The sequence below is a fragment of the Allorhizobium paknamense genome (genome assembly GCF_030815125.1).
GTDB classification, from domain to species: Bacteria; Pseudomonadota; Alphaproteobacteria; order Rhizobiales; family Rhizobiaceae; genus Allorhizobium; species Allorhizobium paknamense.
Window position 1 is genome coordinate 42,613 of sequence record NZ_JAUSWH010000017.1, and the last position, 24,430, is coordinate 67,042.

General features: G+C 56.9%; 24 protein-coding genes. 10 read left to right on the forward strand and 14 right to left on the reverse strand.

Annotated elements, in window-relative coordinates:
• Positions 1 to 261: 261 nt before the first annotated feature.
• The 7 genes from QO005_RS20085 to repC all read left to right on the forward strand — a co-directional run bounded on the left by QO005_RS20085 (position 262) and on the right by repC (position 6,973).
• Positions 262 to 594, forward strand: a complete 333-nt coding sequence (locus tag QO005_RS20085) for a DUF736 family protein (RefSeq protein ID WP_307159797.1) — start codon at positions 262 to 264, stop codon at positions 592 to 594.
• Positions 595 to 712: 118 nt separating this feature from the next.
• Positions 713 to 919, forward strand: coding sequence for an antitoxin VbhA family protein (locus QO005_RS20090; protein ID WP_037093580.1), 207 nt, complete (start codon positions 713 to 715; stop codon positions 917 to 919).
• 65 nt (positions 920 to 984) lie between these two features.
• Positions 985 to 2,049, forward strand: a complete 1,065-nt coding sequence (locus QO005_RS20095; protein ID WP_307159798.1) for a Fic/DOC family protein — start codon at positions 985 to 987, stop codon at positions 2,047 to 2,049.
• A 219-nt stretch (positions 2,050 to 2,268) separates the two neighbouring features.
• Complete coding sequence (locus QO005_RS20100; protein ID WP_307159799.1) at positions 2,269 to 3,138, forward strand: ArdC family protein; 870 nt, start codon at positions 2,269 to 2,271, stop codon at positions 3,136 to 3,138.
• 180 nt (positions 3,139 to 3,318) lie between these two features.
• Positions 3,319 to 4,533: a plasmid partitioning protein RepA gene (repA, locus tag QO005_RS20105; protein WP_307159800.1), complete on the forward strand. Its 1,215-nt coding sequence runs from the start codon at positions 3,319 to 3,321 to the stop codon at positions 4,531 to 4,533.
• Positions 4,530 to 5,543, forward strand: a complete 1,014-nt coding sequence (gene repB, locus QO005_RS20110; RefSeq protein WP_307159801.1) for a plasmid partitioning protein RepB — start codon at positions 4,530 to 4,532, stop codon at positions 5,541 to 5,543. The genes repA and repB overlap by 4 nt, the downstream gene beginning before the upstream one ends.
• A 191-nt stretch (positions 5,544 to 5,734) precedes the next feature.
• Positions 5,735 to 6,973, forward strand: coding sequence for a plasmid replication protein RepC (gene repC, locus QO005_RS20115; protein ID WP_307159802.1), 1,239 nt, complete (start codon positions 5,735 to 5,737; stop codon positions 6,971 to 6,973).
• A 49-nt stretch (positions 6,974 to 7,022) separates the two neighbouring features.
• On the opposite strand, the gene QO005_RS20120 is transcribed toward repC, so the two are convergent.
• The 4 genes from QO005_RS20120 to QO005_RS20135 form a co-directional block, all read right to left on the reverse strand.
• On the reverse strand, positions 7,023 to 7,565 hold the full coding sequence (locus QO005_RS20120) for a helix-turn-helix domain-containing protein (protein WP_245408071.1): 543 nt from the start codon (positions 7,563 to 7,565) through the stop codon (positions 7,023 to 7,025).
• Between the two features lie 254 nt (positions 7,566 to 7,819).
• Positions 7,820 to 8,242 (reverse strand): hypothetical protein, encoded by a 423-nt coding sequence (locus QO005_RS20125; protein ID WP_307159803.1) that lies wholly within the window; start codon positions 8,240 to 8,242, stop codon positions 7,820 to 7,822.
• Positions 8,239 to 8,610, reverse strand: coding sequence for a hypothetical protein (locus QO005_RS20130; RefSeq protein WP_307159804.1), 372 nt, complete (start codon positions 8,608 to 8,610; stop codon positions 8,239 to 8,241). Before QO005_RS20130 ends, QO005_RS20125 begins: the two co-directional genes overlap by 4 nt.
• Positions 8,611 to 8,686: 76 nt before the next feature.
• Positions 8,687 to 9,391: a ParA family protein gene (locus QO005_RS20135; RefSeq protein ID WP_307159805.1), complete on the reverse strand. Its 705-nt coding sequence runs from the start codon at positions 9,389 to 9,391 to the stop codon at positions 8,687 to 8,689.
• Positions 9,392 to 9,962: 571 nt separating this feature from the next.
• Here QO005_RS20135 and QO005_RS20140 point away from each other — a divergent pair.
• From QO005_RS20140 to QO005_RS20150, 3 genes are read left to right on the forward strand one after another with little or no spacing between them, the layout of a single operon-like run.
• On the forward strand, positions 9,963 to 10,364 hold the full coding sequence (locus QO005_RS20140; RefSeq protein WP_307159806.1) for a DUF6290 family protein: 402 nt from the start codon (positions 9,963 to 9,965) through the stop codon (positions 10,362 to 10,364).
• Positions 10,365 to 10,367: 3 nt separating this feature from the next.
• Positions 10,368 to 12,845 carry a relaxase/mobilization nuclease domain-containing protein gene (locus tag QO005_RS20145; protein WP_307159807.1) on the forward strand — a complete coding sequence of 826 codons (2,478 nt, stop codon included), beginning with the start codon at positions 10,368 to 10,370 and terminating at the stop codon, positions 12,843 to 12,845.
• 6 nt (positions 12,846 to 12,851) lie between these two features.
• Positions 12,852 to 13,064, forward strand: coding sequence for a hypothetical protein (locus tag QO005_RS20150; protein ID WP_102022182.1), 213 nt, complete (start codon positions 12,852 to 12,854; stop codon positions 13,062 to 13,064).
• A gap of 7 nt (positions 13,065 to 13,071) precedes the next feature.
• Here the strand turns inward: QO005_RS20150 and QO005_RS20155 are convergent, their stop codons facing one another.
• Genes QO005_RS20155 through QO005_RS20200 form a run of 10 tightly spaced genes read right to left on the reverse strand, consistent with a single transcriptional unit; the run spans position 13,072 to position 24,427 of the window.
• Positions 13,072 to 15,159, reverse strand: coding sequence for a type IV secretory system conjugative DNA transfer family protein (locus QO005_RS20155; protein ID WP_307159809.1), 2,088 nt, complete (start codon positions 15,157 to 15,159; stop codon positions 13,072 to 13,074).
• Positions 15,156 to 16,178 (reverse strand): P-type DNA transfer ATPase VirB11, encoded by a 1,023-nt coding sequence (gene virB11, locus QO005_RS20160; RefSeq protein ID WP_307159811.1) that lies wholly within the window; start codon positions 16,176 to 16,178, stop codon positions 15,156 to 15,158. The genes QO005_RS20155 and virB11 overlap by 4 nt, the downstream gene beginning before the upstream one ends.
• Complete coding sequence (gene virB10, locus QO005_RS20165; protein ID WP_307159812.1) at positions 16,159 to 17,370, reverse strand: type IV secretion system protein VirB10; 1,212 nt, start codon at positions 17,368 to 17,370, stop codon at positions 16,159 to 16,161. Before virB10 ends, virB11 begins: the two co-directional genes overlap by 20 nt.
• Positions 17,370 to 18,182 (reverse strand): P-type conjugative transfer protein VirB9, encoded by an 813-nt coding sequence (virB9, locus tag QO005_RS20170; RefSeq protein WP_307159814.1) that lies wholly within the window; start codon positions 18,180 to 18,182, stop codon positions 17,370 to 17,372. The genes virB10 and virB9 overlap by 1 nt, the downstream gene beginning before the upstream one ends.
• Positions 18,179 to 18,871 carry a VirB8 family type IV secretion system protein gene (locus tag QO005_RS20175; protein ID WP_037093755.1) on the reverse strand — a complete coding sequence of 231 codons (693 nt, stop codon included), beginning with the start codon at positions 18,869 to 18,871 and terminating at the stop codon, positions 18,179 to 18,181. Before QO005_RS20175 ends, virB9 begins: the two co-directional genes overlap by 4 nt.
• A gap of 33 nt (positions 18,872 to 18,904) precedes the next feature.
• Positions 18,905 to 19,933, reverse strand: a complete 1,029-nt coding sequence (locus tag QO005_RS20180; RefSeq protein ID WP_203021032.1) for a TrbL/VirB6 family protein — start codon at positions 19,931 to 19,933, stop codon at positions 18,905 to 18,907.
• Positions 19,934 to 19,937: 4 nt separating this feature from the next.
• Positions 19,938 to 20,174 carry a hypothetical protein gene (locus QO005_RS20185; RefSeq protein WP_307159815.1) on the reverse strand — a complete coding sequence of 79 codons (237 nt, stop codon included), beginning with the start codon at positions 20,172 to 20,174 and terminating at the stop codon, positions 19,938 to 19,940.
• On the reverse strand, positions 20,167 to 20,865 hold the full coding sequence (locus QO005_RS20190; protein ID WP_107341898.1) for a type IV secretion system protein: 699 nt from the start codon (positions 20,863 to 20,865) through the stop codon (positions 20,167 to 20,169). The genes QO005_RS20185 and QO005_RS20190 overlap by 8 nt, the downstream gene beginning before the upstream one ends.
• 14 nt (positions 20,866 to 20,879) lie before the next feature.
• Positions 20,880 to 21,971, reverse strand: a complete 1,092-nt coding sequence (locus QO005_RS20195; protein ID WP_307159816.1) for a lytic transglycosylase domain-containing protein — start codon at positions 21,969 to 21,971, stop codon at positions 20,880 to 20,882.
• Complete coding sequence (locus QO005_RS20200) at positions 21,968 to 24,427, reverse strand: VirB4 family type IV secretion/conjugal transfer ATPase (protein ID WP_307159817.1); 2,460 nt, start codon at positions 24,425 to 24,427, stop codon at positions 21,968 to 21,970. Before QO005_RS20200 ends, QO005_RS20195 begins: the two co-directional genes overlap by 4 nt.
• Between the last annotated feature and the right edge of the window lie 3 nt (positions 24,428 to 24,430).

Sequence of the window (24,430 nt, forward strand, 5' to 3'; positions counted from 1 at the left end):
ATGTCCCATTTGTCGAGGTGACGTATTGCTGCAAGCGCTCAGGCCCCACACCTCCAAAGTGGTTGCTCTTGATGCCCGTTCGCACGGCGACACGGCTGGCGCAAAGCCGTTCGTCTCCAAATTTTCCCCGCCTTCGGCTTCCTCGCGAAAAAAAATTTGTCCCCGCCCACCCTCCTTCGCTGCGCTCCGGCCTGCGGTGCGCACCGCTTTACGCCGTGCCTTATGAACGATCATCGCAACCACCATAGAGGAGTGATTAACATGAGCATGACCAACTTCATCCAGTTCGACAATGACGACATCGACAACGCCAAGGGAACCGGCCTCATCTCCACAATCGACCGGGACCTGGACATCAAGGTTACACCGTTCGACTCCACCAACGATAAGGCTCCAACGCATCGCGTCTATGCCAAGTCACCTCGCGGCCACGACATCGAAGTTGGCGGCATCTGGAAGAAGACCAGCGGAGAAGGGAAGCCGTACTACACCCTCTCCATCAAGCGCCTCGGTTTCAACGCCAACTTGGGCCGCTACCCCGGCCAAGATGATCTGGCACTGCAGGCCATCATCGAATGGGAACCCCGCGATTGATCGCTCTGGGAGGCCCGATCTCTGATCGGGCTCCCACCATAAAGAGCCGCTTACCCCGCATTCGCTGGATATTCGGCTCTTTTTGTGCTAAGTTGAATAGTAACTGGAGGCTCTGCCAATGAACGTTCATGCCCCTCGCCCCGATCGCTCTCCGGAAGCTGTTGCAGCCCGACAGAAAGCCGTCGATCAGGCTCGTGCTGCCAATATGCGGCAGGGTTACACTGGCGATCCGGTTTTGGAAGAAGCAAACGGCCGTTACGTTGCGGGAGATATCACTTCCGAGGAAATGCGCCAAGAGTTGTTGGCCCGCTTCAAGCGGGCTTAATCATCACTTAGATATTTCTCGCGGCCGCCTGTGGTCTCAGGCGGCTTTTTTGCATGAGGTTTCGCTTGGCCCGCGATGATGAAGCCAAAGGCTCCTACACCTATCCAAACACTTCAGAGGATAAGGATTTCAGGGATGTTCTGAAGAACAAGCTGGATATCAGAAGCCATTCGGCGCTGCGTGAGGCCGAATACGCTTTCACGGCTTTGAGGCAAACGGAGCTGGCTGAGGGAAAAGGTCCGACCGGGAATCACGACGCAGCGCATCTTAAGGCTCTGCACGGCTACATCTTTCAAGATGTCTATGAATGGGCAGGACATACGCGAAATGAAAGTCCTGTCGTCGATGGGCAGCGGGTAGAGCCGGTAGGTGGGCTTTCGAAGGGCGACACGACCTTCCTCCCCGGCTCGCGCATCGAAATGGGCCTCAACGAGGCGCTGAGGCCTGCTAGAGACGTTCAGGGCCTTAAAGCCGCTACACCTGAGCAGTTTGCCGAGAAGGCCGCCCACGTCCTTTCTAAGCTGAATTACGTTCACGCTTTTCGAGAAGGCAATGGAAGGGCAAACGAGGCGCTAGTGGTCTCGTTGGGCCGCACCTACGGTCATGACATCGATCTTACCGTCATCACCAAGCCTCGCATGATCGAGGCATCCATTGAGACCACCAATGATCCGTCCAGTCCGGCGATGAAGCATCTCATCCAGGATGCGATGGATCCTAACCGCCGCGGGGCTATCCGCAGTGCCATGTCAGATCTTGAGCAGGCTGGCGAGAACCCGTTCGAGCACAACATCCGCACGGCCCGCCCGGGCGAAGTGATCGAAGGGCAGGTTCTCGGGCACGACAATCGCGTGGCGAGCCTCGTGACCGACAGGGGGATTGTGGCCGTTGACCGCGCTGACCTTCCCGAGCGGATGCCTCCCGACGACGAGGAGGTGAAGTTCACCGCTCGATCTGATTTCAAGACTCTGGGGCGGCCGGAACAGGTTCAAGATGCCCAATCGCCGCCAGGTCAGCAAAAGGCCCAAGAGCCTCAGTCGCAGCACATCAACGCCGAGCTTAAGGCTATCGAAGCGCAGCAGCTTGCCGATCGCCAGCGAAACCGCGACCAAGACGACCGAGAGCGCTGACCTGCGGCCCGGTCGCTGCAGTGAGCCTGTGTCATTGGCCGGGGTGCCGGAGCTCTGCGCCCTCCCCTGTCCGTTGGATGATTTGACGGACAAACTACGATAGCTCCTCCCCCATTCAACCGCGTGCGCGGTCCTACACTCCGTTGCGGCCCTACGGGTGCATGGGGTCGTTTCGCTATCTCCGGATCTTTGCCGTCAACCAACGAACAGGAGACGGCGATGCAGAGCGTAAAGGACACCTACCAGCGGATCACCGACACCATCATTCAGCAGCTCGAGGCCGGCACCAGGCCTTGGATCCGGCCATGGCGCGGAAACAGCCGCAGGTCGGCTACGCCGCTCCGCGCCTCCGGCGAAGCCTATCGCGGCATCAACGTGGTCATGCTGTGGCTCTCCGGGCAACTCGCCGGCTACGACGAAAACACATGGATGACTTACCGGCAGGCTCAGGAGCTTGGCGCTCAGGTCCGCAAGGGCGAACAAGGAACCCTCGTCGTCAAGTACGGCACCTTCACGCCGAAGGAGCAGGAGGCGGACGATCGCGCAGTCCCCTATCTCAAGGGCTACACCGTCTTCAACGTCGAGCAGATTGACAACCTGCCTGACCGCTTCAAGAGCCCGGCCGATGATGTGCCAATGGATGCCGTTCCAGTTCTCGAAAACGTCGAATCCTTCATAGATCGCACTGGCGCGAAGATCACCTACGGCGGCAAGCAGGCTTGTTATCGCCCTGGTCTCGATGACATTCTGATTCCAGATCGGGGGCGGTTCCTCAGCGAGGTTCACCTTTACAGCACTGTTCTTCATGAAATTTCTCATTGGAGTGGTGCAAAGGCACGTTTGGGCCGCGACCTGAGTGGGCGGTTCGGCAGTGAGGCCTACGCCATGGAGGAGCTTGTTGCCGAGATCTCAGCCGCGTTCGTCTGCGCCGATCTTGGCATCGAGCATGATCCGCGAGACAACACCGCGACTTACGTTGAAAACTGGCTCAAGGTGCTCAAGCAGGATTCACGTGCAGTAATCACTGCCGCCGCGAAGGCTCAGGCAGTCGCTGACTATCTGCGACAGTTCAGCTCTTCTACAGGGTAGGGGCCTTGGCATAACTGTCGGGCCTCATGCGCATCGACCCAAAACTTTACAACTGTAAAGTCGGGCATCCTTGATGCGTTAACTTCTTGTTAACGAAAAACGCCTTGAAGAATCGGAGTCAGTCTGGCATCCCTGACGGAAATGATCTCGTAAAGTGGTCAGAACCGTCAAGAGGATTGAATGTTGCAGCCAGCTTCTCAGAGCGTCAGAGACACTGCGTCGAAGATCGGGGTCTACACCTCGAAACTCTCTGCGGAGCTGAACGATATGCGTGAGGCTGTTTATCCACCCTCTGCGCAGAAAACATTTGGTCGGACATTCTCAACCCTTGACCTAGTGAGGCTACTCAAGGTTCCGGAAAGTACTCTTCGCCAGTTGACGCTGGAAGGGAAGGGGCCTTTGCCCGAGCGTGCAGAAAACAACAGGCGAACCTACACGATAGAACAGGTCAAGGAACTTAGGGCATTCCTGGCCGAACTTCGTCCGGACGAAGCTGGCGAGTTGCTTCCGCATCGTCGCAAAGGCGAAAAGCTTCAGGTAATTGCTACGGCGAATTTTAAAGGTGGTAGTTCCAAGACAACCACTTCTATCCATCTCGCACATTTTCTAGGGCTTCAGGGTTATCGGGTCCTGTGTCTGGATCTTGATCCGCAAGCATCGATGACTGCGCTATTTGGTATTCAGCCCGAGTTCGATCTCGGCGAGAACCAAACAGCCTATGCAGCCATTCGATATGACAATGAGAGGCGGCCGCTCGCTGAAGTGATCCGGCCAACCTATTTCCCGGGTGTCGATCTAGTTCCTGGCAATCTGGAGCTAATGGACTTTGAGTTTGATACCCCGTCCTATCTGACCTCGAAAACCAGAGATGACTTGGGTTTGTTTTTCGAGCGGTTAAGCAGTGCCCTGGGCCGCGTCGATGATCGATACGATATCGTTATCATCGACACCCCACCGTCCCTTGGATACTCGACGCTCGCCGCTCTTTACGCAGCCACGTCCTTGATCATTACCGTTCACCCGGCGATGCTCGACGTTGCATCATGCAATCAGTTCCTGATCATGATCTCCGATCTATCGGAGGTGCTGGGGCAGTTTGGAGCAAAATTTGAGCATGACTTTTTTCGTTTCCTGCTCACCCGCGTGAACCCGAATGACGGGCCTCAGAAGTACATGTCTGGAGTCATGCGCCGATTGTTTGGTGATGATGTACTGGTTGCGGAGGCGCTAGAATCGACGGCAATCGCCGGTGCAGCGGTAGCGAAGAAGACACTATACGAGCTCGAGTCGGGCGAGGTCGGTCGTGAAGCGTTGAAGCGTGCAATTGAGAGCGCTGATCGAGTTAACTCCGAAATCCTCGACCTCGTTCACAAAGTTTGGGGACGTAGCACATGAAGAAAAGCATCCTTCAGCGAATGGCGGCCGCCGAAAACCGGACAGAATCTACTGTGGTGTCGGACGCGTCTGACAAGCCCTCGCTGGCGCGGCGGCACTCTTCACCGGTCATTTCCAATGTGGGTCGAGCACTGACACAGCTCACCGAAGATAGTGTCATTTCACTCGACCCTGACCGTATCGACCGCTCCCCCTATAGAGATCGCTTTGGCAACGACGAAGATGCGGCCAAAGAGCTCGAGGCGCTTAAGGTTTCTATCGCAAGCGAAGGCCAAAAAATTCCGGTTCTCGTTCGGCCGCATCCGACGAAACCGGATCATTACCAGCTTGCCTACGGTTACCGTCGATGGGCGGCGATCAAGGCCATAATGGCAGAAGCGGATCGCCCGGAGACCATAAAGATTCGAGCGTATGTTCGAGAGCTTTCCGATCGGCAATTGATTGAAGAGCAATCGCTTGAGAATGGTGTTCGGGAAAACTTGACCTGGATCGAGCAGGCAATGTGGGCAGTACAGCTCAAAAGTGCTGGCCTTTCCCATCGCGCCATGTGCCCAATCTTGGGAGCTTCAGAAGCGGCAATATCGCATCTGTTTCGAGTGACGGAGGCGGTTCCCGAAGACATCATTCTTGCGATCGGCAGAGCAAAAGGAGTTGGTCGCCCGAAATGGACCGCATTTGCCGAGTTGCTGAAAGATCCGAGCAGCGCAGCACGTGTTCGCAAGATAATCGACACGGTCGAGTTTCGAGGCGCTGACAGTTCCAGCCGTATTGCCCAAGCGATACGAGCTGCAAGTGCTGCAGCCGACAAAGTGACTGCGGAACCAGCTGAAGAGATTGTTGACTTCGCCGTGGGTGGCCGAGTTTTTGGCCGCATGAAGAGTAATTCGGCTGGAACTACGGTCTCAATCCCGAAGCAGGAACGCGCTTTCGCGCGCTGGCTGGCGGACCGAATGCCTGATCTTCTAAGCGAATACAACAATCATTCCGATCCAACTCACCAAGAGGTGTGATCGAGACACTCGTTAATTGGTCAAGAGGAGAGACCGCGACAAAAGAAAAAGGCCCCCAAAACGTTTCCGTCGTGGAAGCCTCTCTCAATTCCTAGCAAGATCGAGAATCGCATTTCCATGAATCCCAGTCAAGCGTCTTTGGCATCGTTTTGGTGAGCGGATTTCTTTTGCCTGAAGAAAGGTGAAGGAATATGCAGACGGGAAATGTCACGACGCCCTTTGGGCGGCGGCCGGCTGTGCTTGCTCTTGTAAAGAGGCAGCTCCAGACGTCCGATACAAAACCATACCGCCCGGTCGAAAAATGGAAGGTGTTTCGCGACGCCTGTGAGGCCCGTGAACGCCTCGGCCTCCAGGACAGGGCGCTGACTGTGCTGGACGCATTGCTGACATTTTATCCGGAAAGCGAGCTCAACTGCGATAGCGGATTGGTGGTCTTCCCTTCGAACGCCCAGCTTTCTGTCAGAGCGCACGGCATCACTGGAACGACCTTGCGGCGCCATTTGGCTGCCTTGGTCGAAGCCGGGCTCATCCAGCGCAAGGATAGTCCGAACGGCAAGCGCTACGCTCACCGGGACAAGGGTGGCGATATCGAGCAAGCCTTTGGGTTCGATCTTTCTCCACTTTTGGCTCGTGCTACGGAACTTGCAATTCTGGCGCAGGAAGTCGCTGCCGAACGCCTGCAGTTCAGGCGAGCCAAAGAGGCACTGACTATCTGCCGGCGTGATGTGCGCAAGCTGATTTCAGCAGCGATGGAGGAGGGGGCCGACGGCGACTGGGAAGCCATCGAAGACATGTATGTCGGCATTGTCAGCCGACTTCCCCGCAATCCTGACCGTCACCAGGTGGAGGCAATCCTCGACGAGATGCAGCTTTTGCGCACCGAAATCCTCAACCTTCTGGAAAATCAGTTAGATTCTCAAAATATGGATGGCAATGCTGTTCAAAATGGCTGCCACATACAGAATTCAAAACCCAAATCCATCCATGAACTTGAACCTAGCTCTAGAAAAGAGCAGGGCGGAGCCGTCGAGCTGGAAGTAGCACCCAAAGCGGTTGCTCAGCCGTTGGCAAAGCCGGAACAGATGAAGGCGTTCCCGCTGTCGATGGTCCTGAAAGCCTGCCCGCAGATTTCGGACTACGGGCCGGGCGGGACGATCTCCCATTGGCGCGAGCTGATGGGCGCCGCGGTGGTGGTACGATCAACGCTTGGTGTTAGCCCGTCGGCTTATCAAGAAGCTTGCGAGGTGATGGGGCCGGAGAACGCGGCGGTTGCCATGGCTGCAATCTTGGAGAGGGCAGGGCATATCAATTCGGCAGGTGGATATCTCCGCGATCTCACGCGCCGGGCGAGGGGAGGGGAGTTCGGACTGGGACCGATGCTGATGTCGCTGCTGCGTGCAAATGCGAACAGCGATCGGAAAACGGGGTGAGGGACGACGCGTTCCTAAATGGCCATCACTTGACGGCCCTTTCCGTTCTTCAATCGTCTGTCGGGGTATCGACCTTGGATGATTTTCGACCTGGTGGCCGGCCAGGGGGACGGCCTTTCCTGCTGACTCTCGCCGCTTTTCTAGTCAGTCGTTGGCGTTCGGCCTCAGCTTTTGCTTCGGCCTCCGCTTCCGCTTTTTGCCGAGCTTCAAGAACATCCTTAGGCGTCAGTTGGCCAACTATACCGATCAAACTGCGTATGGTGTCATGCGGGAGGTCATGAATGAGTCTGAAGAGTTCAACCCGATCATCGGCCTCTTCAGGATTTTTACCGTAGAGATGAGGTGCTGCGGCATGAATCATCTGCATCGGCAGGAACCCAAGGAGCTCGGAAAGGTGAATCATTCGAGAGACGGTCAGTCGCGAAATGTTCAGTTCGTAGCGGCTGTAGACCACTCGAGCGAGACCAGCCAGGGTCGCGAAATCACTCTGGGTCAGACCAGTTTTCGCGCGTTCGTCGAGTAGGAATGCGGAAAGTTTTGCGTCGATCTCGCCGAAGCTGACTATGCCGTCGAATCCCTCCTTGCGGTACAAGGGTCTCTGGAAATCTGGATCTGTAGTCTCAACCAGTTCCCTTGATTTGATATAGTCGGATAGATTCCGCACAGTCGGTATTCCCTCAGTCCCCAAATCCGCCTGTGGCAGATATCACGCACCATAACGTGCCATTAAGGCACTGTCATCCTGCGCGCCAGTTACAAAGCCCTAACAAAAGTGGGGGGAATGAATGCCAGGATGCTGATCTCCTCGATATAAAATCCGCAACTCAGGGCGCGTTGTCCATCACCTCAAGATCCAGTGGGAGCATTCCTGTTCACGGCTTTCGCAGCGATCAGGTTCCAGCTGTGGGCGCTGGATTGAAAAACGCCTTCGACCGTTCTTTCTTCGAAGATCCAGCTCAGCTTCACGCGCATTTCGCATGCCAATGAAAGCTGGTCGATGCTGATGCACCTTGTGATCAAAATCTCAGACTTCGGCCCAAATGTCTCAAAGTCCCACATCGCAAACCGGAACAGCTCCCGTTTCGCGTGTTCGTTGGTTGGCCAATCAGCTTGTTTGACCGGCTCGGCTGGAGAAGAACCAATAACAGGCATAGTCCTCTTTATGGACTGAATGTCGATCCCTGCCTTCTCCGCTGCTTCAGGGTTGATCAAGAAGCCAAGGGTGGTGCCCACGGCCACCCCGGCCAGAAATCGAAGGTCGAGGATCAATAACCATTATCCTTCAGGAACTGGTCGATTGCGGTCTTGACGATCACCGTCATTTTTAAGTCATTTTCAGAGGCTGCGCGCTCCAAGCGTTTCTTAGTGTCGTAATCAAGAGGGCAATTCACGAAGTGCTTGCTCTCGCGCGCCTTGTTCTGCTTGAGCTCCTGCAGTCGTATTCTGGACGCCTCACGCTCCAACGACTTGTTCGTCGCTCTCTCCCGGCGAGCCTCCGGTGAGGGCAAAATCAAACTTGATCTTGGGGGCACCTGAACGGCTGGTACCTGAGCGGGAGCTTCTTCGACAGCGACCTCGTCCGGTTGATGGCTGGCGACCGCGTTTTCTGCTTCGTTGTCTATAGCCGGCTGCGACATTGGATTGGGTACATTCCCCCGGGACCGTCGCGGTGCAACGGGAAAATCAGATATGCTGGAAGTCCCTTTAGCCATCTTACGACCTCTTCTGCTCGTTCGACAGGAAACGTTCAATTTCTTGCATCAAGGTCATGACCTCGCTCCGGGCCTTTTTGACTGAGTCGCTCAGCTCCAGCATTTGCAGCGTCCCATATCCAAGTCTGATGTCGCGGTATGGGTTTCGCTCATAAAGCTCAGTGTCCAAGAGGTATGAATCATATCCCTGTTCCTGCAAGTTTGCGATGAAGGGGCGTATCAGGCGGTAGGCTTCCAGTGAACGTCCCGGGAGAGTAATCCGGGTTCTGAAGTTGAGATGTGGAATGTTTCGCCCGGTACGATCGCAGGTGTCAGCCACATCCATTGCTGCCTGGCCGGCAGCAAGGATCTCGTCTTGGTTTGGCTGGATCGGGGTCATAACGATGTCCGAGCCGGCGATGATCGTGTCTCGCAGCACGGTGTCTTGACCGGGCGAGTCGATCAGCACGACGTCAAACCCATGCGTTTCGTTCTCCAGAATATGCTGAAGTGATGCGTTGGTTACTGCCGTGCGAAGCTCAATGCCGTCTGGCCTGTTGTCTTTCGCCTCGGAACGGGACCACCACTCATTCAGGTTTTGTCGGCCATCGGCATCGACCAAGAGCACTTGCTTACCATGAAGCGCATATTCTCCAGCGACCAGGATTACGGCGGTTGTCTTGCCCGCTCCACCCTTGCCGCTTACCAGCGATATGCAGATTGCCATTGCACGATCCTCTCAGACTAACGGTTCCCCCGCCCCCTAGCGATCCGACGTGGGTTCAATCGGCACATCAGTATCGTCGTTAAGATCTTCACATCGAAGCAAACCTAACATGTGAGCACACGCAGGTTAAGATCAAAAAAAGCGTGTGATCACACGCTTTTGAACATCAATAAAACCACACGAGTTGGTCGTGTGGCTTTTACAACTGTCTGGGTCGAGTGGTGAACCCCGGAGCCGCGTGAGGCCTCACTTGGCGCTCGCACGGAGGGTGCCAAGGGCGAAGAGCGAAGCGTCCCTTGTCACCTCGAGTACGAGGGACAGAGAAAGGCCTTCAGAAGCGGTTTTGGCGGTGAACCCTGGTGAGCGTTCCAACGGATGGAGTGCGAAGCGAAGCGGAGCTCGAGGAGAGGCGAAAGTAAATTGAAATTTGGGGAATAGCGCGTTGGTAAAGGATGAGAGTTAGGTGTGTTAAGGGTGGCAGGATACGCAAAAATGTTTTACATTTTGCATTTCGATCGTGGAACGTGCCCACGATGAGGGTCGCAAAGCTCCGGGAAGGGTTAAGTGATTGATGAGCGAAGACACGATCGAAGTACCGACGCCCGAGCAACGCAAGGGGCGTCTCATCAACGTCCGTGTCAGCGATGCTGAGCATTCGGCTATCGAAGAAGCGGCCAAGTTGGCCGGTATGAGTGTGTCTGCTTTTTTCCGCTCGCTGCTCCTCGAGGGGGCTGGCGTTCGACCCATTCTGACTGCGGAAGACAGGTTGATCATGGCCGCGTTGCTCGAAGACATGCGGATGATCGGCATCAATCTGAACCAGGTCGCGCGCTCCCTTAATGCGGGCAAAGGTGTCCACCCTTCCGAGCTGGACATCAATCTTGGCAACGTCCAGCGGATACAGGCGGCTGTGATGAGTGAGCTGCGGACACTTTCGCGCCGTGCCGGGCATGCGCGCCGAGGCGAGGTGTAGGTCGTGGAGTTCTTTTTCGGCACTTTCACAAGCGAATGGGAGCAAAGGCGCGCGGCGCTCTTGCACGAAATGACGCTCGGCGGCCGTGGGAGGGCTGTCGAGGAAGAGCTTGAGAAGAGACTGAAGAATCTGCAGCACCAGGCTGGGATGTCTAAAGGCGGGTCGGGATCTAGGGGAGTGGTGAGGACTTCGGCATTCAATGTGTCGCCGCCTCCGAGGACGATGGCTGCCGGTTCGGGTGCTATTCGATCAATGGACGTTCGTCTTGCGAGCGTTGCCAAAGGGAGCCAGCCCGCCGTGGTCAAACTGGCTTCCTACGGTGGTGGAGCCCGCGTCGGCTCGATGCTCAACTATGTTTCCAGAGGGGGGGAGCTGAAGGTTGAGAACGAGAACGGCGAGACGTTGCGTGGCCGTGAGGAGTTGGCGCGTCTGCGTGGCGATTGGGATCACCTTTTCCAGAACAGGACCGAGAGCCGCGATATCGGCGCGTTCAGCGTCGAGGTGAGCTTGGCCGGCGGCTCGGACCCGTATGAGCAGGTGCGGGAGATTCTTAAGCGGGGCTTTGGTAATCGGCGCTATGCTTACTCTGTCGAAACCCGAAACGACGGATCGCTGAAGATCGAGGGCTATGTTGTGTTGCGCAGCGTGCAGGGCGAGCGCCTTACGGCGGACGCGAAGGCGGCCGACATCGTTCAGGAGCGTTTTAACGCCAGCGCTGTTGCAAAAGAGGCTTTGGCGAGCTTCTCGTTCAAAGGCTATGGCAACGGCGTGGAATACGGCGCTGCCAAGTTGCGAGACCTGATCGCGCAGCGCAACGACGTTCGGGACGATCAGGGTCGCTTAATTGCCGACGACAAGGCTGCAGGCGATCTCGTGCAGAAGGAATGGCGGGATGAGCTGCACAGCCGCAAAAGCCGTGACGTGATGCACGTGATCCTATCGGCACGTGCCGGCACGGATGCTGTCGCGTTTGAAGGAGCTGTCCGCGACTTCCTGGCTGAGCAGTTTGCGGGCCATCGTTATGTCTTCTCCCTGCACGATCCGGAGAACGATCCGAAGGAAGCCTCTGAGGGGGGCAAGCGGCCGCATGTTCATGCCCACGCCATCGTTACCATGCGATCGGAAGCGGGAGACCGGATCGAGACTGCCCCGGCCACCTTCCGGCAATGGCGTGAGGTCATGGCCGAGAAGGCGCGTGACCACGGCATCAATATGGAAATGACCGATCGCCGCGAGTTCGCTACGCCGCCAGCCTTCACGCGTAATCAGGTTCGCGCCGTCAAACATAACGGTCGAACCGAGCATGTAGGCACCAGCGATCCGGCGCAGGCGCGATATGACGCAAAGCGAGCTGATCGGCGCGTGGTGGCGACGAGCCAGAGGAGCCGCCAGTACATCCTGAAAGCTCAGGAGACCTGGCAGAAGATTGCAGTCAACGCCGGCGACACAGTGGTTGCGGCCTACGCCGCTCAGCATCGCTCCTATCTGGAAAACGGCCTTGCCCAGGCTGATCAATCGCCTGCTGGTACAGTCGTTCATGCGGATTTTGGCGGTGATTACCGCTCCAATATGGTAGCAATCAGAGACATGTTGTCGGAGGCAAAGGACATGCGCGAGCAGACACGGCCAGAGTTCGAAGCCTACGAAAAGACGGTTGAAACGGCTCTATTCAACCTTCAGCGCAGCGCTCTCCCAGAGGACCGGTCAGGCTTCGAGGAGGTTTCCTCCCTCGCTCGCGAGATCGTCGATCTGCGCAGGCAGATGCTCGAAATGAAGGAGCGTGGGCTTGATGAGCAGGATGGACGAAACGCTGCTGGCGACGTCTCCAGAGAAAGTGGTGCCGCGCCGGAAATAACGGCATCTGAGGTGCAAGAGCAGACGAATGCTAACCTCCAGTGGGAGGCAGCTGTTGCCAAGCATGGAGAGGCTGTCGTTGAGGTAGGTCGCGATGCGATGGCAAATGTGGAACACTATCGCTCCGGCCTCGCCCAAATCGAAGCCGGCGAGCTCGGAGACGAAAACCGGGAGCAGTATGAGAAGGGCCTTGAGGCTTCGCTTCATCATGCAGCTCAACTCGCCGCTACCGGAAACGGCTATCTCCGGGATTTGGCACATGAGGATCCGGAACTGCGCGCGGAGATCGAGACCATTGAACGCAATGAAGAGCGTGGGGACGAAAACAAGTCAAACAAGCAGCCGATAACAGCGGATACTGCCGACGATCGCCAACGCGATCTCAGGGTGGATCTGGAAGAGGAACGTCCGATCGGGCAAGCGGAGCGTGAGGCTCACCAGCTCGCTGAGACGGTGGACGCACCTCAGAGGCATCAAGATCGTGTAAACAGAGACAGGGAAGCGGCCAAGCAGGGCGGCGAGACCACTCGGACTGATCCCGCGCAACAGCACATTCCTCGTCTCGAGGAGTTGGAGCGTGAACAGGTTGAACAGAGGGAGCGTAATCGGGACGACCGTGATCGCTAAAGTGTCATGCAGGACGGTAATCAGAACACCTACCTGGTGGAAGTAAACGACCCCAAGTCTGCCGATATCGTCGGCAAGATGATGGTGTGGGGCATGGTCTGCGTTGGGATCCTCGCGATCCTGATCAAGGTCTACGGGACCGTGATCGGCTGGTATCATGCTTCCATGGCTTGGCTAACAGAGGCGGGTCAGTACGCGTCGAGCTTCTGGCCCTTCTGAACCTGAATTAGCGACCGGCCTGTTCCATGATTGGATCAGGAACGGTCGCTGCGAATAGCTCTTCCAAGCTCTTCCTCTTGCGCGGTGATTTGCCTTCCGCTTCCCGTTCGACGACCTCCCTAAGGCGACTAACCCGATCATTGTGCGCTTTTTCGATGTCGTTCTCTGAGACAGGTGTTGTGCGCTTTTCGGGAGCGGGCACAGCTGCCTTTGCAGGTTCCGGAATGCCCCCGGCGCTTACCTTCTTACTGGCCAAGGCGGAGGGATTCACAACGCGAGCGGGCGAGGTGGAGGGCGCTGGCTCTTGCGGAGCCTCCTCCTGGACAGGCGCCCGCGGCTCCTCCGCTTTCGCCTCAGACGCAGGCTTTATCGCTTCCGCTTGTTCAGCCTGCTCCTGGCCTGCGTTGGCATATGCTGGCGTGGTCGCTGGAACTGGTTTAGGTGGCAGGTAATCGACAGTTGGAACGGTCGGTATGTGCGTCTGAGAATAGGCCTCCGCCTCCTTGAAGGGCTGCGTCTTAAAGAAGCGCAGCTTCTCTCCAAAGATTGGCCGCTGCCCCTCCACCAGCAAGATCATCTTGTTCTCGGGCATCTGCCGCACTTCCTGCGGCATCATCAGGTCCCGATCGCGAATTTGCTCGACCTTTGTTCGGCGCGGGAGGCCCATAAGCTCGATAGTGCGCGATTCAGACTGATATCGGATGGTTCTCTTGCCAAGCGCGCGGGAAGCATACTCTGCCGTGGCCTGATCATTGGCACCAAGGATGAGCTGATAGCCGCAGTTGCCAAGGAGCGAATGTCGGGACGTCTCACCATAGATCTCATCTAGGTTCTTCAGGTCCTGGATGATGAAGGCGAGCTTGATCTTATAGCCGGCCACATAGGGCAGCTTTGTCATGATCTCGTCCATGCGCTTCAGCTGGCGAAACTCATCCAGCAGAAAATAGACCGGCACGGAGTTGGGATCATGCTCAAGTGTGAGTATGTCCATCACCTGTTGAACGAATAGCGTCAGCAGCGGCCTAAGAAGCGTGATGTCGGTGATGTTCGGGGCAAGGTAGATTGTGATGGGGCGACGCTTCATGGATCGAAGGTCCATGTCGGTCATGTTCGTTGCGGCCACAACGCGTTCGTTCTTGAACGGCCTCATCGCCTTCTGGATATCAAGCAGTGCCGAGGCCGCGGCCCGATCCGAGAGAGACAGGTAGGAATTGAAACTCTCCATCGTGAACTTCGACAGGTATGGCTCCTTCTCCTTGATGTACTTCATCAAGGCCTGCAGATCGGTCCCGCTGTTGAAGAAGGAGTTGATCTCGCCGAGGTTCCTGCGCCCTTTGTAGAAGGGGCTTTCGAGAACGTAGCTGATGGCGCCGGCGAGAACCTGTTGAGCTGTGGCCTGCCAAACTGAATTCTCGGATTCGGTGTTTTCCGGTACAAGAATGCTGGCGATATTTTGAATGTCAGTCGTGCGATTGCCTCGCTCCGGACGAACGAAATCCAAGGGATTATAGCTGTTGGTCGTCTCGGAACCCGGCGCGAACAGGAAGACCTGGCTGCCGTTGCGCTTCCGATAGCCGGCGGTTGCCTTGTAGACCTCGCCCTTCAGATCCGTGACGATCATAGAGCCTTCGTGCATGAGAGCGTTGGGGATGACGTAGCCCGCGCCCTTACCGGATCGCGTCGGGCCAATAATGAGGTGGTGGCGATCGTCATACGCGCGGAGGACGTTGCTCCCGATGCGGCCGAATATGTGACCTTTCTTGCCAAACCACTTCCCGCGCCGAAGGGTTGCGAGGTCCTGAAAGGCTGCATCCCCTAATGGATTGCTGGTAGGTTTGAGCCCAAGATAAGCAATGAGGCCTGATACGAGCAGCGCGGGCACTACAGAGCCGAGCGCGACTTTTTGAAGGGAAGGGGAGGAGCTATAGGCCCAGAACTGCTGAATTGGCGCGAATGGGTTTGAGGTGATTGTCGCCTCGAGGATCCTACCGTCACCGTAGAAGAGCTGAAGCCCCGCCCCGTACGCCAGCATCCAGACTGCAAATGCGATCAACAGGCAGAAGAACAGATAGAAGGCCTGTAGCCCCTTACTCATGATGCAACCCGTGCGAAGTAGATTTCGGAAACCCCGCGCTTGCCGCCTTCGCGCCTGAGCTGGATCACGATCGGAATGACCATTTGGATGTAGGACATCAGATCCTGCTTGGAGTAGCCGGCGGACATGCCGGACTGCTGCATCATCATGGCGAGCTGTTCATAGGCGCCGAGCGGCGTATCGGCGTGTACTGTCGACATACTGCCCGGGTGGCCTGTGTTGATGGCGCGAAGGAATGAAAAGGCCTCAGCTCCACGAATTTCGCCAACAAAGAGGCGATCCGGCCGCATTCGAAGCGCCGATTCAAGGAGGTTCTGAATTGTCACGTTTGCGGTACCTTGCCCACCCTTGGATGCGATCAGGTGGACCGCGTTCTTCTGTGGTGGGAATAGCTCACGAGTGTCTTCAAGCGTCAGGATCCGCTCATTCACGTCTACAGAGTTGAGGCAAGCGTTCAGAAACGTGGTTTTTCCCGACGACGTGCCGCCACTGATCAGGATCGAAACTCGCTTCGTGATGGCCGTATGGATGAAGTCGTAGATCTTCTCTGCGCGCAGATAGGCGACCAGCTCCCGATCCACGTCGCTTAGGCCCCCGACAGCAACCGAGACTTTGTCGAGAGAACCGTTGTCTCGATAGTCCTGCAGAGAGAAATTCTGCACAACCTGCTTACGGATCGTGATCGACCCACCGTCGGGTGCCGCGGGCGGCAAGACGACCTGGATACGTTCGCCGGTCGGCAGTGCTGCGCTAAGGATCGGATTAGCGGCGTTGAGGAACTGCTTTGTCGCTGCGGCAACCCGCTCGCCAATGTTCTCGATCTCCCGTGCCGTCAGAGCATCGATTTCATGATGCTCCATGTGATCAGCGCCGAAGCGCTCAACATAGACTTGGCCTGGGCGGTTCACCGCAATCTCAACCACCTTCGGGTCATCGAGAAATTGCCTGATGGGCTCCAGAGACCGGTTCAGGAAATAATGAGGATCATGAGCGGTCGTGTTACCTACCATAACGTTCACGTTTGATCTCCTTCATCGCTTCCGTGACAGGATCGTCGTACATCGCGCTGAAATCGAGGTCCTGGCGAACATAGACAAAGATCCGCTCGCCCTGCGGTACGCTGATCGTTGGCGGGATCCTCAGGTTTTCGGCAAGGACCGTGTTCGCCATGTCGCTGAAGGTCTGCGCGATCGTTTCTCGCGCCAATTCAGCACCTCTTTCGGCGTCATCGTTTCCGGAGCTGGAGTCGCTACCGTATCCGGTTAGATAGCTTGCACCGCCTCCGACGATCGACAGCAAGATTGATGCGCCAAAGCGCTCACGGAACTTGTTGTCGACATGACCCGTCAGGCCCGATCGCCCGAGGCTGTCCGTGCCGATGGAGTTCAAGCGCACCGACACGCCGTCATCCCGGATCAGCCTTGTCCACACGACAAAGACCCGCTTCTGCCCCCGCGTAACTTCGGACTGATATTCCCCGATCAGGCGTGTTCCTGTTGGGATCAGGACACGCCGCCCATCGAAGGAGTAGACATCCTTGGATGTAATGGCCCGGACCTGGCCCGGAAGGTCGCTGACGATCGCCGTTTCCAAGATGCCGGGGATCAGCGTGCCCTCTGGGATCATGGCGTCGATGCGCTCAATATGCCGGGCCTTGGCGGAACGGTCACCGATCGCACTCGCTGAGGACAGGTACTGGCTGTTGCGATCCTCGCCAGCGACGGTCAAAGGCGTGCCGCTGTTCGAGCCATCGAGCGAACCATTCGCGGATCCTCCCAGGTTCTGGTCAAGCGTGATTAGCTTTGACCGAAATCGCTCCGGAAACACCTCTTCGGCGGGCGGGGAGGCGCTCGCCGGTTGAGCTACTTCGGGCGGGGGAGGCACGTTGAATTCAGTGACGTCCACCGGCGGAGCTGGCGGCGGAGGAGGCGGAGGTGGAAGTTCCAAGACAGGCTGTTCGGGTGGTGGGGGAGTGGGTTCTCCATCGCGCACGAAACCGGGCGGCCGGAAGGTCGTGGTACGGAATTCCTCCTCACTTTGCGGGCTTGCAGGCGGGCTTTCTCCGGACGTGGCGAGCACCAGGTATGCGGCGAAGACGCCAGCCAGCAAAAGGGCGGCCATGCCGACCGTTTGATTGCGCTTCACGTTTCGATTGCTGATTTCGGCCTCGTCGGCCGCCGCCATTGCGTCGAGTTCAGGGCTGCGCTTCATTAGTTGCCGCTCCTCCTGCGTTTGCTGGCATCAGGATCCGGTTTCGGAGCCATGATGTCAGGATCAGGTGCTGCAAAGTCCGGCTTGCGGAGGTTGAAAATGCACGTCCACTGGTTTCCGTCCCGGAGCGTGTATTGCGTGGCTACGCCGTCAACGACGATGTATTCGCCTTCCTTGCGGAAGTTTCGCAGGGTCTCGGAGAAGTCGGATTGAACGGCAAAAATGGCCGGCACGGTCCCTCGGCCGAACTTGAAAAAGGTCTTCTTTCCGTCATCGAAGACCATTGTCGGCTTCAGCGCCGCGTCGCCCGAGAAAGAGTAGTCAATATTGACGTTCGCTTTGTCGATGCTCGAAATGTTCGGGTTAGCTGCCCGAAACTCAGCCTCCTTCCGCAGAGACTCATTCAGGTTCTTCTCCGGATAAACGAAGCGAATGCCGAAGACCTTTTTCCCTGCTTCCGGTGCATAGTCATTGAGCTCAAGGAAGTAGATCCTCTTTGAGGTCACCACGTTCATGTTTGTGGAAACGTCCTTGGCTATCGGCTTGACGAAAAGGATGTTGCCCTTTTCGGACGGGGCAACCTGCCAACTGTCGGTGTCACCAAGCGAGATCGTCTCAAACTTCTCATCTTCGTCAAAGATGATCATCGTTGAGATGCCGTAGGTCGCAGATACCTTCACGACGTTGTTCGGCTGATAGACGACACTGGTCACACGCGCATCCAGACTGCCAGGGCGGGGCTGTTGCGCCGCATAGGCTTGGACCATCGTGAGAGCGGCGATCGACGCCGCCAGAGGCAAGCCATATTTCACTGCTGGCCTCCCGAGGTCACCGTTTCCTGATCACGGCGGTAGTCATACACCTGGAAGCCCAACGGGTTTTCGAAGCGCCATTCGTTGCGCTCTGGCGTATCCGTGTAGCGATAGCGAACAATAGAGATGAAGTGGCGCGTGATGACGTCTGAATCAGAGCGCTCATGCGTCGAGAACCGGACGAGCGCCGTTGTCGTGTTGGGGAAGGTGACAGACTTTATGTCGACGGTGATCGACTTGTTTTTGCCGAGCCGGCGAGCTGGATTATCAGGGTTCGCGGCACTCCATTGGGCCTGGAGGTCGCGTGCTGCGTCGCCGGTGGAGAGCAAAGCTGCAATTCCAAAGTTCTGCTCGATGGCAAAAGGATCATAGCCCTCGCGGGATCGAATGTAACGGACGACATTCGCCTGAGTGACCGCCTGCTGATCGGTGATGTTCGATGTTCGGGTCAGCCCTGTCTTGACCTCAATGTAGCCAGTGTTCTTGTCGACCTCGACAATGTACGGCTCGAAGCTCTTGAGGGGCACGAGCATCACCAATGCGGAGAGCGACAGGATCGTGATGCCGCCGAAGATCAGCGTAATCAGCCAAGCGAACGCCTTGGACCGTTTGGCCTTTTTGACGATCTCTTGTTCCCAACGGTCCCCATCCTGAAAATAGCTCCGGAGAGCATCGTTATTCTCTGCCATGTATCCTAGCCCTTAATTCCCGCCACCAGTTGCCTAGTTGGGCAGACTGTTGTTGGTAATTCTGTTTTGCATCGCTTCTGCTGCACCGGCGTTTTGGATGTTTTCCCTCATGCCGGCATGGGTTCTGGCGCGTGCGGCCATTCCTAATTCTCCAGCCCTGCCGGCTACAGAACGTGTCGCGGTCAAAGCTCTTGCCGGCAGTGCAACCCCGGTCGCGTAGCCAACCGATCGAGCGATCTGCCCAACGCCCGTTGCCACGCCCCCGGTAATTCCCTGGGCGAGAGTTTGGATGTTGAAGAGGACAAAAGCACCAGCCGCACAGATCAGGACGAAAGCCGAGATATCGTCTAGCTGGATCTCGTTCGCGGATGCTGCCGCTGCCACCTTCTGCAGTTCAGCGTCCATGGTCGTGATGAGAAAGGCGGCGACGACGTACACGAAGAGCGGAATGATCGCGTACGTCAAAACCTGCTGGAACCAAGCCATTCCGTACTGGCGTGTGGAATCAAACAATAGGCAGGCGATAAAAATCGGTGCAGTGCCAAGCAGCACCCACATCATCACCTTCGCAAGCACGAGGATGGCAAGCGCAACGGCAATGAACAGCCCAACCGCCAGCATGATCAGGAACCCTACGAGGCCCGGTAGAATGGCGAAGTAGCCTGACTGCTCCGCGAATGCTGCTGCTGCCTCATTCGCCGTCTCCCAGATCATGGAGAGGCCGTCTGTCGGCTCAGTTATCCCGGTACTGCTAGCCGTCAGGAGCGCCCGCCCCACGTCTTCAGGCGTGTTGTTCAGCCAGTCGTAAAAGAAGAGTTGGAAGTTGCCCCACTGATCAATAAAGGCGACGATAAGTATCATCCGCACGACCCGGCCGACGATCTCGCCGACGCTCACTCGCGCGGTCCCCATGACGAGTTGAAGTCCGTAATAGGCGACGTAGGCAATAAGCATGATCGTCAACAAGGGCATGATCTCGTCGCCAACGACCTCGTAAGCCCGTTGGGAGAAATTCCGCCCTGCATCTTCAAGAGCCTCAAGCAGGCCGCCTAGAAAGTTCATGGGGTCACTGCTCTCCGCTTGCAGCGAAAGCGTCGATCGCCGCCAGCGCCTCCGATGGGTTGCCATTCACGCTGGTCATTGGTCCACATTCCTGTCGCGGATCCTCGGCGTAGGATGTGAGGTTTGCCGGCCTCTTGCATGGTGCAGTCTTCTCTTTCGGAGCACCGGCGCAGCCAGTTACGCCGACAGCAACCAGAACGGAGAGGAGCACAAAGCCTTTCACTCGAAATGTCTTAGTCACCGTAGGTCAGCGCCTTCTTGGTATTGGAGATGTCGACAAGGCGGCGCTGGTTTTGGGCCTGCAGGGAGCCGACCGCTCCGTTCATCACGCCAATCATTTCGTTGATCGTCAGGCCGGTTTGAACCTGCAGCTGCGTGTTCTGATCGATGGACCCCTTGATGTCTTGGGCCTGGCCGATCTGCTGACCTGCCTGCTGGAATGCCTGTGTTCGGGACTGAACGGCCTGTTGCGAGCCGGTGACTAGGGCAGCAACTCCAAGGACGGTCTTCATCATCTCTTCGTAGGACTTGTCGCCGGAGAACGTGCTGTCCGCCTTGCCAGACAAGTTCTTTACTAGCTGAAGACCGTTGATGAAGGTGGTGGCAATCTGCCCGATGTCACCGCCCATGCTGCCGAAGTTCGGGACTCCGCCCTGCATCAGGCTATCGAGTGACGGCATCTGAGAAACGCTGAACCCTTGACCAACGGCGAGGTTCTGCATGGGATTTGAAACGCTCCCGCGATCCCCCGTGACGGCTTTAAGCGTCTCTTCTACCGTCTTCAGAACCTCCTTGTTCGTATCCAGGATCTGATCGGTCGTCTGAGAGGTTTCCGTTGCAATCTTCAGGTTGGCGCTGTCGATCACGGGAACCTGTGCATGCGCGGTAGACGCCATCGCTAGCGAAAACGCAGTCAGGAATGCTCTTTTCATGGCCGTTCTCCTTGTCATTCGGTGCTCAACATCAGCTTCATGTCAGCCTCTGGTTCGAGTTTTCGAACGCAGGCCTTTTCCTCCGGATTCCACTCAAGCTGCAGTTCCTTGTCGCAGAGGTCAGCTACCTCGCGATCGTCTTGCCTCTCGTCTCGCTTGTAGTCGCTGGACCGCGAAGACCCCGAGAGCCCGCCCAGATCGAGTGCATTCTGAGAATTCATAAGCTCCGCCATCGTTGCTCCGAGGCGGATGACCTGGTTCATCATCTCGAGGTTCGCATTGCGTGCGCCAGAATTGTGGTCCCAGCTGTCTTGGATCGTGCCGCTTTCCACCTGGCCGAGTTGCTGAAGCCATGACGCGACGTTCCCGCTGTTTTCGGAAATCGACTGGCTGGTTGCCATTGAGTTGATCGTTGCGTCTCTCGCACCTGAAAAGCCCGACGTGCCTCCGCCGAAGTTTTCGGGGATGTTCGACACATCAGAGCCTCCAAACTGAGGCATCCACTTGCCCTTGATCGCGGCTACATATCCCTGCGTCTCCTTGAACGGAGGTATACCGCCATACTTCCGAACGTTGCCTGGCCCCGCGTTGTACGCGGCGAGCGCAAGGTTGGTATTGCCGTTGAAGGTCCGGAGCTGCTGCTTCAGGTAGCGTGCGCCGCCACGAAGGTTATCCTCGATATCGTGAGGATTCACGCCAAGATCCTTGGCTGTGCCCGGCATCAGCTGCGACAAGCCCATAGCGCCGACAGGCGACTTTGCGCAGGGATTGAACCGGCTCTCCTGGTAGACGAGAGACATGAAGAGGGTTTCGTCTACCCCTTCCTCACGCGCCACTCGCTTCACGAGCCCGGCAATCTCCGGATTGGCTTGTGCTGCCGAGGGGGCGTCACCTCCCCGTCCCGGCCGGTACATCGAGCAGGTGACGCTCTTGCTCACGGAGTGCCGGCGACTGTCCGTTTCCTCGATCTGCTTCGTCGTTTCATTGCGCGCTGCATCTGTTGAAGTGAGGGCGCCATCAGTAACAGGAACCTGAGAGGAGGCGGGGGGCGCTGTTCCCCAAGCCAAGGCTGCAACCAGCAGCGTTAGAGTCCGACTGTCCCTCATTCGGCCTTCTCCCATCCGCAGAATTTCGCCAACCAGTTTTCGGATTCGTCTCCGTACTGCTCGCGAAGTGCCGCGCACTCCTCGATCGTCTCCTTGCGTCCTGAAAGCACCTTCACAAGATCCGGCATTGTCGACAGATCGAGACGCGCAATGACAGAGTCGTTGCCATGCTTAATCAGGAAGGTTCTCTTTTCAGGAGGCGTGTTCTTGATGAACTTGAACTCCTTCACCGTCAGGCCGAAGCGCTTGATGTAGCTCTCTTCGTCAGCCCGTGGGTTTGGGAAGTGGATGTTGGTCGCCGATTGCTCAATGAGCGTGTGCGAGGCTTTGGATTTGGTAATGTCAGCGGCCGACTGCGTACCAAAGCCCACGATGCCGTTGAGCTTTCGAATCGTCTTCATCTTGTCGACGATAAAGGCGCTGAAAGTGTCATCCATTAGCAGCTGCCAGCCTTCATCCATGAAGAACATGACGGGGTTACCGTCCAGCAGCTCATCCAGCCGATGGTAAAGATACATCAGCGCTGGGGTTCTTAGCTCCTCGTTTCCGAGGATGTTGGTCATATCAAAGCCAAAGACGCTGTGACCCGAGAAGGACAGGACGTCATGGGGCGCGTTGAACAGCCAGGCTTTTTCGCCTTCGATCCAAGGGCGAAGCCGCGAGTATAGATCGTTGGCATCGGCCTTGGACCGCCCCATCAAGAGGCCGGCAAGATTCGGGAGGTTCCGCTGAGCTGCCGGCTCCTGCATGATCCGGACGATTGCCTTTTCCAGCGTGTTCTCGTCCTCTTGCGTGAAGTCGGTGCGACGGTCGCCGCGCAGCATGGCCTTGAGCAGACGGACCAGAAATTCCCGGTTCTCGCCGGTGTTTTCCAGTTGCAGCGGGTTAAAGCCTGTGGGTGTTCCTGGAGACAGAACCTCGTAGGCTCCGCCAATCGCCCTGACGAAGATCTCAGCCCCCCGGTCCTTGTCGAAGAACACGGCGCGAGGCGTGGGTGAAACCCGCATCGCCTGAGCCAGCAGGAAGGTCAAACCTACGGTTTTGCCGGATCCTGTCGGACCAGTCACCGTGAAGTGCCCGATATCGCGACGGTGGAAGTTGAACCAGTAGGGGGTTTGTGAGGTCGTTTCCAGAATGGTGATCGGCAGGCCCCAATGGGTGCGATCCGCTTGTCCGGTCGCGAAATTATGCATCGAGGAAAGGCCGGAGAAGTTGGCGCTCGACAGCATGGCGATGCGGGAGATGTAGGAGCGGTTTCCCGGCAGCTGCGCCCAGAACGCCGCTTCAAGATTGAGATCCTCCCGGAGCCAGTTGATGTTCATGTCGGTGAGGCAAGCGCCAAGTTCCGACACGCAACGGCTCAATCCGTCGAGGTCCCGCGAAATGCACAGAAGCGAAAAATGATGGAAGCCGAATACAGCCTCCTGATTGAGGAGGCTGTTCAAAGCATAGTCGATGTCGGATTCGACCGAGCTACCTGCTTCGTCGGAGGCCTTGATTTGGCGTTGAAGGCGACTGATCCGCTCTTGTGCAATCGGCTTGTCTGCAAGGGTGAAGGACTGCGTCAGGATGAACTCGTGGTTCACCTGCAGCAACCCGTCCAACATCCCGGGACCAGTGAATGGGGGATATTCTTTGATCGAGAGTAGAGCGGCATAGCGGCTGTCTTCTTCCACCGCCGCTTGTGCCTGCATCGTCCGCTTTGAAAAGTGAAGCCGTGAAGTGCCGACGTAGTTGCGAATTCCCATGCGCGGAAGCCGCATCTTTCGCGGCACACCGCAGGTCAAGATCGTGTTGAAGAACTCGCAGGGCTCCGAATACGGATCGCCCTTAGCGTCTTCTCCATCGATGTCCTTTTTCGCGGTATCGTCTGATTTCTTGCGATACGTGATGCCAAGCGGCTTTGCGCCGTACTTGTGCAACTCTTTCACGATGTTCCCAACCAGCTCTTCGAGGTCGGTCACGTCTTCACGGGTCGCTTGGGCCCTGGCCTCCTTGTTCGAGTGTTCAAAGATCCGCTTCAGCGAGTCGCCGAGGCCAAGCGCCCCTTTCATGCCCGAACGCACGATCGTCAGGAAGATTTCGTTCGTGAACATCCGCTTCTTGCGAAGTTGGTCCATATAGCGATCGTTCAGGATCTCGCAGAAGGAGGAATCGAACGAACCGCCGATTTCGGTCTCGACCTCACGACGGATTACAGTCGACCAAAGAGAATAGCGGCTCGAACCTAGTGCTCGGATCATGGTGTTCTGCACAACAGAACGCATGTTCAATTCGGCCTGGTCCTCCGTCTGGAAGAACAGTCCATCAAGCTTGATGACGCTGATCAGGGTTCCATTCTCGAGCCCGATGACCGTGTCAGACACATGCCGCATATAGGGGATGTGAACGGACATAGGCCGCTCGTTGCCGGCGACCTTCCCAAACCCAAGCTCTTCCTTGACGACTTTCAGCATCTA